The organism is Halomonas sp. V046, assembly GCF_052645355.1.
Window position 1 is genome coordinate 65503 of record NZ_JBQXYF010000003.1, and the last position, 13142, is coordinate 78644.

Genomic DNA, 13142 nt, shown 5'->3' on the forward strand with positions numbered 1-13142 from the left:
GTCACCCTCCGGGTGACAGGATCTGATCCATCGCCCGCTCGGCAAGCGCGGCGATGGTGCGTGAGGGGTTGAGGCCGAGCGCGCCAGGCACGATGGCTCCGTCGAGGACGTGCAGGCGAGGATAGCCGAAGACCTCGCCACGATGATCGACGACGCCGTCCCAGCGGCTTTCGCCCATGTTGCAGCCACCGAGCGGGTGAGGCGTGACGAGATAGTCGAGCAGGCGCCACGACAACGGCTCCATGGCCTTGCCACCGGTCGCGGCGCTGAGCGACTTGTGGCGCTCGATCAGTGCCTGCACGGTCGCCTTCGAGCGGGCGACGTTGTAATCCAGCGTCAGCGCCAGGTCCTGCTCCAGCCAGTCACGCGAGAGCCGCATCACGCCGTCGTTGGCGTCGACGCCCTGGCCGAACCAGGGCATCAGGCACTCCCCCGGCGCCTGATGATCGAGCAGGTGGCGCAACAGGGTACGCCAGCTTTCCAGCAGCCGCGGCCCGGCGATACCGTCACCCAGCAGGCTGTTCAGGGCGTGGCCGATGGCGTCGGGGAAGCCGCCATCCTCGACGAAATAGCGCGCCCCCTGGTCACTGCCGTCGAGATAGTCGATCGCCGCACTGATCGTCGGCCCCCGGGTTGGCGACGGGCGACGGTTGGCGTAGTAGGCCGGGGTCAGAAAGTCCCCGTTGGCACACCAGCCATGGCCCAGGCGCGGCGAGAGGTCCGGTAGCGTTCGGTGCTGGTCCCTGGCGCGCAACAACAGCTCCGTGGATCCCAGCGAGCCGGCCGCCAGGATCACCCGCGCGGCGCGCTCATGACGAATGCCTGGCGCGCCATCGAGCTTCTGGTACGTGACCCGGTAACCGTCGCCATCCGGGGCCACGGACACCACCAGGGACAACGGCAACAGCTCGGCGCCGAGATCCTCGGCCCGGGCCAGATAGTTCAGGTCCAGGGTGTTGCGCGCCCCCACCGGACAGCCGATATCGCAGTTGCCGCAGTGAACGCAGGTCCCCTGCTCGCGCCCAAAGGCATTCAGGGAGGACCGGCTGTGGCGGCGGTGATGGGGATCGTTCAGGCCATAGTGCCAGTCGGGGCCAAAGCGCACCGCGAGCGGCAGGGCGCGGAACCGGTGTCCATCCCCACAGGCCTCGGCGGCCTCACGGGTCAGGTGGTAACGGGCACTGGCCTGGGCTTCCGGGACCGGGTTGACCCCCAGCATCTCACCGACCCGATCGACGTAGGGCATCAGGCCCGCATAGCTGATGGCCTGGGGCCAGCCACGCTCGAACGCACTCGCCTGCGGCGCCACCGAGACATTGGCGTAGACCAGCGAACCGCCGCCGATGCCCGCCCCTTGCACCACGGCAACACGCGGAAACAGGCGCAGGTCCAACCAGCCATGGCGTTCACGCGGGCGTTCGACATCGAAGCACCAGTCATCGCGGGGCCCGCGCGGGAAGTCGAGGCTCGCCCAACGCCGCCCGCGCTCGAGGACCAGCACCCGCTGCCCGGCTTCGGCCAGGCGGCAAGCCGCCACGGCCCCACCGAACCCCGAGCCGATAACGATGGCATCGTAGTTCATCGGGGCTTGCCTGGAGCACTAGCCCCCGGGTCCAGATGGGGGCGACCCGTGCCGCCGGCCCGGGCACTGTGTTGATCCCCGACCCACGGCGTATAGAGCGTCCACAGTTCACCAAAGAAGAACTCACCGAAGGTTGCCACCGTTCTCAGGTCAGCGTCACCCCTTGGCGCAAGGGTCCCCAGCATCGCCATCAACTGGGTCACTCCCAGGGACAGGATGCCGGCACCCAGCACGTCGCCCTGGGTGTCAGCGCCATCGTACAGGGTGGTGAACAGGGTCGTGGTGTCGCGCCACAGGTCCAGCCCCGGGTCGTTATCCACGCGCTTCACTCCCCGTACGAAATAGTCCCGGCCGCCGGCGCTGAAGGCCATCTCATAGACCATTTCCCGGCCGTCTCCCGGGCCCTTGGAAAACAGCTCAAACGCGCCCGACGATGCCTCGATGCCGAGCCCCAGAGGCGCGAAATCGACCTGTCCGACGAGCTCGCCACGGTGGCTGTCATCGGCCAGAAAGGCCGCCAGATCGGGAATGGTGATGCGCGCATGCATGGCCATTTCGGACCCTTCGCTACGCCCCTGTCGGGCGCCCCGTTCAGGGTGGGTGCAGCCGAGGGCAAAGGGTCCCCGCATGGTTTCCTCGAAACCGATTCCCGCCGCCATGTCGCTACCTCTCTATGATGTGCCGGGCGGTGTGCCGGGCGGTGTGCCGGGCGGTGTTCCGGGCGGTGTGCCGGGCTATGTGCCAGCGCGCAGCGTCGCGCTGCGCCTGTCCACCGCCAGCCCAACGGATCCTGGGTCGCCGGCCACGTCGGTCCACCGCGGCGGGCGGCCACATCGCTACCAAGGGCTCAGTTTCAGACTGTTGTAGTCACTCAGCCGGCCTGCCTCATCGCCGACCCTGGCCAGCCTGCCGTTTCGATCGAAGACCCTCACCCTGAGCCTTGCGCGGGCGCGATCCACGTCCAGGCGACAGAAGTTCTCGGCCTGATAGAAGCCATAGGCCCGGTAGTGCATCGTCAGGCGACCGTCGAACAGCGGAAAGCCATCCACCTGTCCAGGCAGCTCCGAGTCATGCACGAAGTTGTTGGGATCGCCATCGGCCCAGGGGAAGGGCCAATAGAGCGCCGACGAGGTCACGTCATACAGATGCAATGCGACCCGCTCACCGCGATGCAGGCCGTCGAATCGCATCTGGGCGATATTGGCGCAGTGCACATCGCCGCTCAAGAAGATCACGTTGTCGATGCCGCCCGCGACAATGTGCTCAAGCAGCGCCTTGCGGGTCGCGGGAAACCCCGACCAGCTGTCGCTATCGGCACGATGAGCCAGGTTGGTGCGTGCCAGATCGGGGGGCGCCAGCGCGCCACGGCCGTCGAGGGCCGGATCGAGGCGCTCGTCGATCGGGCTCGGCGCAAACACCGTCGGGCTGACGACGAATTTCGGCACCGCTCCGTGCTCGGCTTGCTGGCGGCTGAGCCAGCGCTTGACGATCTCGAGCTGAGAGTCGAACAGTGGATCGATGCTGGGCCTGCCCAGCAGGTGGTTGTCGAGGACGGTTCCGGCGCGCTGGTAGGTGCGCTGGGTACGGGTATCACAGACGAAGAACGGGTATCCACCGCTGGTAAAATGGTAGTAGAGGTGGCGGCCAAAGGTGCGCGGCCCATGTGACCATTGATAGCTCATATAGGCGCTGATGGCGGTAGTGAAGAGCCCTCGCTTGGTGGCCAGCCGGTCACGATGCCAGTTGTCTTCTATCTCGTGGTCATCGAGGATCATGTAGGTTGGCGCATGGCGCAGCATGCGACGCAGATTGGGCGCGTCGAAGGCCTCGTGGTAGCGGCTCTGAAAATCCGAGAAGGTCTCGGCCCTGTCCACCGGCACGAAGCGACTGTACTTGTCGGCGTAGATCTGGTCCCCCACCAGCAGGGTAAACCGCGGCCTGGGCAGCGCCGCCGTGGCATCGCTACCGATCAACTGACGCGCCATCGGGGCGAAGATGCGATCCGCCTCCTTGGTCTTCCACAGCACCCCTGGGTAGCGGCAGGACCCGAGCAGAAAGGCCAGCGACGACGGCTCGTCATCGGGCGCGGCGAAGGTGGAAAAGCAAGCCTCGCAGCGCTCGGGGTCGAGCTCGGTCACGAGCCTGGCCATGACCGCAATGTTGGGCAGGCGCTGGGCGAGCTGCGCATCCGACATGCGCTCGAGATCCGGCGTGGTGTCATCCAGGGTCAGCGTCGCCACACGCACGCGATAGGAGGTGTCCGGCGTCAGCGGAAGCGGCCCTGCGGGCTGCCCCACGGGGCCGACCCGCAGCGCGGCGCCGGCAATCGGTTCGGCATTGTCCAGGCCCTCCAGCCCCAGGGCGGTTTCCTCACCGAACATGAAGGTCCCCGTGCGATCGAACTCCCGGCGCAGGCGAAAGTAGTACGCAAAGGGTCGAGCGTCGGGGCCGCCCGCCAAGGGCTGCTGGTCGATATCCAGGGGCCGGCCGACGGCATCGACCAGCACTACCAGACCCACCGTGCGCATGGCCGCCGCCAGGTCGGCTCCGTGATCCTCCGGGGCGATCCCGCGAATCCAGATTCGGCAACAGGTGGACGTCATGTGCCCGACGATGGGGCCAAGGTCAGGCTCTCGCAGTCCGGACATGTCCGTCTCCCGACGCAGTGGCCGCTTGGATGCCCCGGGGCGAACAAGGAACAGCAGCGCCATACGCCGCAGAGCGAGGAGTGTCGACCCACATGGACGTCTCGCGTAGACCAGCGACGTCGGTCTTGGGTCTGAACCTACAGCGTAGTCCCGAGCCTGGGATCTGGCGACATGTGGGCACAGCATTCGTGCTAGGCTCGGCCACACGGGTTCGTCATCTCCCGCGTTACTTCGCCAATGGAAACCGGAAATCCGCCATGTCCGATGCGCCGACAGACGTGCTCTCCGTCAGCGACCTGAATCGCCAGGCGCGTCAGGCCCTCGAAACGCGCCTGGGCGAATGCTGGGTGGAGGGCGAGCTGTCCGGCGTCTCACGGCCGGCATCGGGGCATGTCTACTTCACACTGAAGGACGACCGCGCCCAGGTCCGTGCGGTGCTGTTTCGCACCCGCGGACGCTTCGTGTCCACGCCGATGCGCGACGGCGATCAGGTGCGCGTGCGCGGGCGTATCTCGCTGTTCGAACCGCGCGGCGACTACCAGTTGATTGTCGAAGCCGTACAGGCGGCGGGTATCGGTGCCTGGCTTGCCGCCCTGGAGGCCCTCAAGACCCGGCTCGGCGAAGAAGGCGTCTTCGCCAATGCCCGCCCCCTGCCGCTTCCCCCGCGACACCTGCTGGTCCTGACCTCGGCGACCGGCGCCGCCATCCGTGACGTACTGGCGGTGCTGGCAGCGCGCTGGCCATTGGCCAGAGTCACGCTGATCCCGGTGCCGGTACAGGGCGCGGAGGCCGCCCCGGCGATGATCGCTGCCCTTGGCCTGCTCAATCGCCAGGCAGCCCTGGACCCCGAACACGATCTGGTGCTGATCACCCGGGGCGGGGGCAGCCTGGAAGACCTGTGGGCCTTCAACGACGAGCACCTGGCCCGCGCCATCCATCACTCCCGCCTACCGGTCATGGCCGCGGTGGGCCACGAGGTGGACACCAGCCTTGCCGACCTGGCCGCCGATGCCAGCGCCCCGACGCCCTCCGCCGCCGCCGAACGCCTGGTGCCCTCCCAAGACGCCTTGCGCCAGCGCCTGGATCAGCTCTTCGCCCGACTCGGCCGCGCGCTGACCACGCGCCTCCAGCGCGACGCCCAGAGCCTCGATCACTTGCGCTTGCGCCTGCGCCACCCCGGCGAGCACCTGGCGCGCCAGGGCGAAGCGCTGGTGCACCTCGAGCGACGCCTCCGACGGGCCATGGCGGAGACGCTGACGTCCCATCGACGCCACCAGGCCGAACTGTCACGGCGCCTGGCGGCACGCCGGCCGGCGCTGGCCTTGAGCCAGGCCAGCCATGATCTGGAACGCCTCACCCGGCGCCTGCTGCTCAGTCAACACCAGGAATTGAAGCGCCACCGTGACCGCCTCGCGTCCGTGGCCAGAGAACTACAGGCCGTCAGCCCGCTGGCGGTACTGGGCAGAGGCTACGCCATCCTCCATGACGACGAAGGCCGGGTGGTCCGCGAAGCGAACCAGACCCGGCCAGGAGAGCGGCTGTTCGCCAGACTCGGCGAGGGCGAACTTGCGCTTACCGTCACCCGCGTTGTCGAGCGCTAGGCGGCACTTGGCGGTTTACAAGGCATTTGGCGTTTTACAAGGCGTTCGGCGCTTTACAAGGCGTTCGCCTGGGCGCTGGCCTTGAACGACGACGGTTCCAGCTCGTGGCGCGAGAGCAACTTGTAGAAGTCGGTGCGGTTGCGACCGGCGATGCGCGCGGCCTGGGTCACGTTGCCTTCGGTGATCTTGAGCACCTTGACCAGGTAGCTGCGCTCGAAGCCTGCCCGAGCGTCATTGAAGGTCGGCAGGGCATTGTCCTCGGCCACCAGCGCTTGAGCCACCAGGGCCTCGGGAATCATCGGCGCGCTGGACAGCGCCACGCACTGCTCGACCACATTGACCAGCTGACGGACGTTACCGGGCCAGGCACTGGTCGCGAGCAGGTTCAGCGCCTCCGGCGAGAAGCCCTTGACGAAGGGCTTATGGCGCGACGCCGCCTGGGCCACCAGATGCTTGACCAGCAGCGGCACATCCTCGGCGCGATCCTTGAGCGGCGGCAACTTCAAGTTGACCACGTTGAGGCGATAGTACAGGTCCTCGCGGAACTCGCCATCGTGCATCGCCTGATCCAGGTCGCGATGGGTCGCCGACAGCACCCGGACGTCCACCGGCACGGACACGGTCGAGCCGAGCGGGCGCACATGACGCTCCTGCAGGACCCGCAGCAACTTGACCTGTAGCGACAACGGCATGTCACCGATCTCGTCGAGAAACAGCGTGCCGCCGTCGGCGGCCTGGAACAGCCCGCCGTGTTCGCTGATGGCGCCGGTGAAGGCGCCCTTGGCATGGCCGAACAGTTCGCTCTCGAGCAGTTGTTCTGGCAGCGCGCCGCAGTTGATCGCCACGAAGGGCTTATCGGCCCGGGAACTGGCCTTGTGGATGGCATTGGCCAACAGTTCCTTGCCCGAGCCCGAGGGGCCCGTGACCAGTACGCTGACGTCGGAGCCGGCGACCATGCGAGCCTGCTCGAGGATGCGCTCCATCTCCGGGCTGCGGGTGATGATCGCCTCGCGCCAGCGGTCGTCGCCCTCTCCGCCGCTGGCCAAGTGAGCCAGGGCGTCATCGATGGCACTGAACAACTCCTCGCGATCCACCGGCTTGGTCAGAAAGCTGAAGACCCCCTGACGCGTGGCGCTGACCGCATCGGGAATCGAGCCGTGGGCGGTCAAAATGATCACCGGCAGGCCCGGCAGACGCCGCTGGATCTCCTGGAACAGCGTCATGCCGTCCATTTCGTCCATGCGCAGGTCCGACAGCACCAGGTCGGGGCGGCCTTCCTCCAGTCGCTTCAGGGCATCTCGCCCGTTCTCGGCGGTGGTCACGCGGTAGCCCCGGCTTTCCAGGCGCATGCCCAGAAGCTTCAGCAGGCTGACGTCGTCGTCGACCAGAAGGAGGTGGGCCGAGGTCCTGGCGGCCGGGGTCGATGCGACTTGCTTCATCTCGGAATCTCCACGGGGTTATTCCACCTGCTGGCGCAGATTGATGCTCTGTTCGATGGCCGTCATCGCTTCGAGCTTGTCGGCCAACGCCTTGTTTTCTTCTCGCAGTCTTGCCACCTCACCATCATGGCGTGTCACGCGCCCCTGACGGGCGCGTCGCCCCTCGACCTCATTGAGCCAGTAGCGCAGCAGCGGCTGCAGCTCGCTGGGGGCACCGCTCAGGTCTGCCTTGTAATACTCAGAGGCCTGGTTCCACTGCGCCGGGGTGCCCCAGGCCAATACCACGGCGCGCCCCAGCCGCTGCTCCGGCGCGTAGCCCTGCAGCCGCGTCAGCATGTCGTCGCGCCAGGCACTATCCCCGCGCTGTGCCGCCAGGCCGAAGGCGATCCAATCGCTGACCATGCAGGCGTTTTTGGCGAAGCTCGGCACCTCGGCATCGCAGCTTGCCAAGTCCTGAGTTTGCACTGGCTCCGGCGCCCCCTGGTGAGGGAACGGAAGCGCCTCGCAGCCGCTCAAGGCGACCCCGACCAGGGCAACGGCAATGCCGATCAGACGACGCCCCGCTTGAGCGCCGCGCCCCACCGGAGGCGGCTCCGATGGCGCCGGGACGATGAGGGTCTCTGCCCCTTTGGTCATAACGTCAGGTTCCTTGCGTCATTGCCCGTCCTGGCGGGCAAGTAATGTTCGTTCTCGCCAGCGTCGATGGCGGGTAGCGTCAAGCGAAAGCACACCGCTAGGCGATCGTTGTCGACCAACTCGAGCCGACCGTGCTGCAGGCGTGCGCAATCGGCGGCAACCGACAGGCCGATGCCCGACCCCTTGAGCGCCCCCTTGCGTCGTGCACGGCCCTGGTAGAACGCTTCAAACAAGTGCGGGCGATCCTGTTCGGCGATCGGCTCACCGCTGTTGGCAACTTCAAGCTCGAGGCGGTCGTGGCTGGCCCGGGCTCGAATCACCATGTCTCCGCCCTGTTCACCGTAGGCCAGGGCGTTGGAAATCAGGTTGTCCAGCACCCGCGCGGTGGCCTGATGGTCGGCCCACCAGATCACCCGGCCGCTAAACACCTCGAGGCGCATTTCCTTGGTCTCGAGCGCGAGGCGATGCTTGGCCAGCACTTCCCGCACCACGGTGGCAACATCCAGCCGCTCGATTTCCGCGGTGCGATTGTGCTGAAGCAGATTATAGTCGAGCAGCTGCTCGATCAGGCGTTGCAACTCGGCACCGCTGGCATCGATCAGTTCCAACACCTCGCGCTGGCGCGGACTGACCTCGCCGGCGACCCCGTCGCTGAGCAATGACGATCCTTCTCGGACGCTTGCCAGCGGCGTCTTCAGCTCGTGGGACATATGGCGCAGGAACTGTTGCTTCTGCTCCTCGAGTTCGTCGAGTCGAGCGGTGAGCCAATCCAGGCGTTCGCCGAGGGCAACCAGCTCGGCCGGCCCCTGCACGCGCTGCACACGGGGCTCCTGATGGCCACTGCCGATCCCGAGGATGCGGTTCTCGAGCTGGCGGACCGGGCGAATGATCAAGCGCGTGAACAGCAGCATCAGCAACAGGCTCGATGACACCAGCGCCCCGGTCTGCCACCACAATCGCTGCTGAACCTCCACCGCACGCCCCTGGATCGCATCCAGGCGTTGGTCGATACGCTGGTTGGTCGCCTGGCGCATGCCCTCGACATGCTCGGAGAATGGCACGAATTGGGGCAGCGTCTGTTCGTAATCCTCGGCGTCCAGGTCCGGCAACGCCTCAAGTTCGTCCAGCAAGTCACCGAGTGCCTTGACGTCAGGATCATCCGGCAACAGCAGACGCTGGCTCGTCAAGAGCTGGCGAAACTCCTCGAGGCGGGCGTCATAGATCTCGAGCAGGCTATCCTGCTGCACCACCGCATACTGCCGCGCGCCGCGTTCCATCTCCAGGGCCAGGGACCCCAGCGTGCGCGCCCGACGGGTCTCGGCGACTGCCTGGCGGGCACTGACCTCGGCCAGCCGCGACAGCTCAGACAACGCCTGGCCGGCCTGATACATCAGTACGCCCAGTGGCAGCATCACGACGACAAACGCCAGCAATACCAGTTGGAGCAAGGAACGAGGGCGCCAACGGCGCGTCGCGGCAGAGGTCATGACCAGCGTTCTGTGAAGGAATGTAAAAGGAAAGAACATCGATCCATCCAGAATACCAGAAAACGGCCACTCCCCCGCGCACGCTTCCGCCGAAACTGGCGTTTGTGGCTCTGCCCCACCAACGCTGGTGAAAATTCGGCCAAAAAAAGGGGCCGGCATGGCCGGCCCGAATACGCAGGGAACTGAAGGGTTGGAAAACAGATCAATCGACAGCCTGGCCCGTCCATTGTTCGATTTTCCAGCGGCCCGAAGGCCCGAAGCCGCCACGACGCCTGGGTCACCAGGAACTCGGTCGTCATCACGCGGGTGGACGCACCACCCTGCCTCGTTCTTGCCACCGCCGCCCGAGCGACGGGGAAAAATAACGCCCCCGAAGGGGGTGGCATCCTTGCCAGGGCATCCTTGCCCCTATCGATACCTCTCCATGCCTCGTCGGCCGGTACCGTCTCATCGCAACCTTGTGTCGCACATCGCGCGGAGCAGACGCCGGGCGATCACCGTAGAACGCACAGGGCAGTGAAGTCCCCGGTGACACCCGAGAAACGGAGCGAGCCGTCGGCTACCGTTTCTCCTGCTCACCTAACACTAAGCTAATAACGTGCCAGTTATCCAAATATACATTAATTTTCAATTAGTTAATAATTCACGAATCGACAGATCAGGCACTTTGCGCTCATCGAGAAGGAAAATCGTTCGATTCGAGCCTCCATCCGTCTCCAGACGCCGACGCAAAATACAAAGAATCCGAAATCATCATGGATAACAGGATGTTATGAAGTCGCAAAATAGATACAGCCCGGTCAGGCCTGACGCAGCCAGGCGACATGATCGGCCCCGAACAGCAGGAGGATCGCCACCATCCACGCCCCGGAAACGCTATCCCCGGGGCGCGCAAAGCGCCGTATTCAGGCCTTTCAGGCGCTGGTCAGGCGGGTCCTGTCGCCGAGTGACTTGATCAGAACCTTCGACTTGCGGGCGTGGTTGTAGGCGTCGCGCCTGAGAGGCGGCAGACTCTCGAGGGAGGCCGGCATGAAGCCATGCTCGATAAACCAGTGGGCCGTATGGGTGGTGAGTGCGAACAGATTCTCGAGCCCTTCACGGCTCGCCTGCCGCTCGATCTCGGCCAGCAGACGTTCTCCGCGAGCATCGCTACGGTAATCCGGGTGCACTGCCACACAGGCGAGTTCGCCGGTCTTGCCGTCGGCGAAGCGGTGCAACGCCGCACAGGCGATGACCATGCCATCGCGGTCGATCACCAGATAGTCGTCGATCTCGTGCTCCAGACGCTCTCGGGAACGGGCGACCAGCATGCCTCGGCGCTCGAGAGGCTCGAGCAGCTCCAGCAGGCCGCCGATGTCACCGACCTCGGCCGGACGCAGTTGCTCGTAGCGGCGCTGGGTGATCATGGTGCCGACGCCATCTCGAGTGAATAGCTCTCCCAGTAGCGCGTCTTGGTCACGCCACGACAGCAGGTGGGCGCGGGCAACCCCGTGAAGCGCCGCCTCGCAGGCGGCACCAAGGTGGCGGGTCACTTCATCGCCCGACGCCAGGCAAGACAACAGCGGCTCGGCCTGGACCGGCGTCAGCTGGCGCAATAGCGTGCCGTCATCGCCCCTCAGGCCATCGGCATCGCCCAGCAGGATCAGCTTGTCGGCCCCCAGGGCCACCGCCGCTTTTTGTGCCACTTCGGCGGCATCGAGATCGAACACCTCGCCGGTGCTGGAGAACCCCAATGGGGGCAACAGCACCAGCGAACGCTCGGCCATCAAGGCCCGGATGGCAGAAGCTCGCACGCGGCGCACCTCGCCAGAGCGCTGAAAATCGACGCCCTCCCGCACGCCCAGGGGCTTCGCCATGACCAGGTTACCCGACACCGCGGTCAGCTCGATGCCGTGCAGCGGTGTGTTAGGCAGCCCCACCGAGAGTCGCGCTTCGAGCCACAGACGCTGCTCGGCGGCCACGCGCTCGACCCGCGCCATGATCGCCTCGTCGGCGACCCAGCGCCCCTGGTGACGAATCGGCTCGATGCCGTCGCTGGCGAGTCGCTCGTGGACCTGCTGCCGGATCCCGAATACCACGACCAGATGCACGCCAAGAGTATGCAACAGCGCCAAGTCCTGGATCAGCGACTCGCCGCGGCCACCGGCCACCGCCTCCCCCTCGATCAAGACGACGAAGGTACGCCCGCGGTGGGCATTGATGTAGGGCGAGGAATGACGAAACCAGTCGACGAAGGAAAACCGCGTATTCAAGGGCGCACCTGCTCCGTCACGATAGGGAAAGATGATCGCTGCACTATATCAGAGGCCAGGGTATCAGAGGCCAGGATGAGCCGGTACGGGCGGCGTACCTGGTGCCTACCACGGTCACCCGATCTGCCCGGCGAGGCCGCCCCCCTATAGCGAGAGACGGCGCCTCAAGGGCGCCGTCGACGGTCTCGCGGGGTGGGCGATCACGCCCTGGTCAGTTGAAGATGCCCTTGAACATGAAGAAGAACAGGATAGAAAGACCCGCGCCTGCCGGCAGCGTGATCAGCCAGGACATGACGATGGTACCGATCACTCGCAGGTTGAGGGCGGCCAGGCCACGGGCCAGGCCGACGCCGAGTACCGCCCCGACCAGGGTGTGCGTGGTGGAGATCGGCAAGCCGGTGCCGGAGGCCAGCACCACGGTGGTGGCGGCGGCCAGGGTGGCGGCGAAGCCACGGCTCGGCGTCAACTCGGTGATGCCGGTACCGACGGTAGCAATGACCTTGTGGCCATAGGTGACCAGGCCGGCCACGATACCGCCACCCCCGAGGACCAGCACCCACCAGGGCACCGCGGCGGCACCGTCGATGGCACCCTGATGCTGAACGACGCTGATGACCGCCGCCAGCGGTCCCACCGCATTGGCCACGTCGTTGGAGCCGTGGGCGAAGGCCATGGCGCAGGCGGTGAAGATCATCAGCACGCCGAACACCCGCTCGACGCCCTCGAAGCCGAACGAATCCGACTTGCGCTTGCTGCGGCTGATGCGCTTCTCACGCTGAATACCGATCCCCATCAGCGCCAGGCCAATGAGGATGGCGATGAACAGGCTCTCGACGAATTCCAGGTGCAGGCCAACGTGCTTGAGGCCCTTGGTCAGGGTCACCATGGCGACGATGAAGCCGACCAGGAACACGTACATCGGCACGTAGCGCTTGGCCGCGGCGAACGGATCGTCGGCCTCGAACACCAGCCGCTGCACGCTCTTGAACAGCATGAAGGCGATCGAGCCGGCGAGCAGGGGCGACACGATCCAGCTGGCGGCGATCTGACCGACCTTGCCCCAGCCCACCGCGTCGATGCCGAGCCCGGCCATGGCGAAGCCGACGATGGCACCGACGATGGAATGCGTGGTCGATACCGGCCAGCCCTTCATCGAGGCAATGAATAGCCAGGTGCCGGCGGCCAGCAGCGAGGCCAGCATGCCGTAGACCAGAAACTGTGGATCGTTCTCGAGCAAGGCCGGATTGATGATGCCCTTGCGAATGGTCTCGGTGACCTGTCCCCCGGCGAGCCAGGCACCGAGGAATTCGAAGATAACGGCGATCAGGATCGCCTGCTTGATGGTGATGGCGCGAGAACCCACGGAGGTTCCCATGGCATTGGCGACGTCATTGGCGCCCACCCCCCAGGCCATGAAGAAACCGAACGCGCAGGCCAGAATGATGAAGATGTCACCGTGCTGGGCAATGATCGACATGGGGAATCAACCCTTTTGAA

The 13142-nt window shown here is 65.8% G+C and carries 9 protein-coding genes; 1 reads left to right on the forward strand and 8 read right to left on the reverse strand.

Annotated features, from left to right (window positions below):
- Nucleotide 1: 1 nt before the first annotated feature.
- The 3 genes from ACUN9Y_RS04705 to ACUN9Y_RS04715 all read right to left on the reverse strand — a co-directional run bounded on the left by ACUN9Y_RS04705 (nt 2) and on the right by ACUN9Y_RS04715 (nt 4230).
- Complete coding sequence (locus tag ACUN9Y_RS04705) at nt 2-1582, reverse strand: GMC oxidoreductase (protein WP_445459531.1); 1581 nt, start codon at nt 1580-1582, stop codon at nt 2-4.
- Nucleotides 1579-2241, reverse strand: coding sequence for a hypothetical protein (locus tag ACUN9Y_RS04710; RefSeq protein ID WP_445459532.1), 663 nt, complete (start codon nt 2239-2241; stop codon nt 1579-1581). Before ACUN9Y_RS04710 ends, ACUN9Y_RS04705 begins: the two co-directional genes overlap by 4 nt.
- 177 nt (nt 2242-2418) lie before the next feature.
- The gene (locus tag ACUN9Y_RS04715; protein ID WP_445459533.1) at nt 2419-4230 is read right to left on the reverse strand and encodes an alkaline phosphatase D family protein; all 1812 of its coding nucleotides are present in this window, start codon (nt 4228-4230) and stop codon (nt 2419-2421) included.
- Between the two features lie 257 nt (nt 4231-4487).
- Here ACUN9Y_RS04715 and xseA point away from each other — a divergent pair, with 257 nt between their 5' ends.
- A complete protein-coding gene (gene xseA / locus ACUN9Y_RS04720; RefSeq protein ID WP_445459534.1) occupies nt 4488-5831 on the forward strand; it encodes an exodeoxyribonuclease VII large subunit in 1344 nt (447 codons plus the stop codon).
- A 53-nt stretch (nt 5832-5884) separates the two neighbouring features.
- On the opposite strand, the gene glrR is transcribed toward xseA, so the two are convergent.
- From glrR to ACUN9Y_RS04745, 5 genes are all read right to left on the reverse strand, one after another.
- Complete coding sequence (glrR, locus tag ACUN9Y_RS04725) at nt 5885-7270, reverse strand: two-component system response regulator GlrR (protein WP_445459535.1); 1386 nt, start codon at nt 7268-7270, stop codon at nt 5885-5887.
- 18 nt (nt 7271-7288) lie between these two features.
- A complete protein-coding gene (locus tag ACUN9Y_RS04730) occupies nt 7289-7906 on the reverse strand; it encodes a hypothetical protein (RefSeq protein WP_445459536.1) in 618 nt (205 codons plus the stop codon).
- A complete protein-coding gene (locus ACUN9Y_RS04735; RefSeq protein WP_445459537.1) occupies nt 7903-9393 on the reverse strand; it encodes a sensor histidine kinase in 1491 nt (496 codons plus the stop codon). The genes ACUN9Y_RS04730 and ACUN9Y_RS04735 overlap by 4 nt, the downstream gene beginning before the upstream one ends.
- A gap of 914 nt (nt 9394-10307) precedes the next feature.
- Entirely contained in the window at nt 10308-11645 is a 1338-nt protein-coding gene (gene argA, locus ACUN9Y_RS04740) for an amino-acid N-acetyltransferase (RefSeq protein WP_445459538.1), read from the reverse strand.
- A gap of 211 nt (nt 11646-11856) precedes the next feature.
- On the reverse strand, nt 11857-13122 hold the full coding sequence (locus tag ACUN9Y_RS04745) for an inorganic phosphate transporter (protein WP_445459539.1): 1266 nt from the start codon (nt 13120-13122) through the stop codon (nt 11857-11859).
- Between the last annotated feature and the right edge of the window lie 20 nt (nt 13123-13142).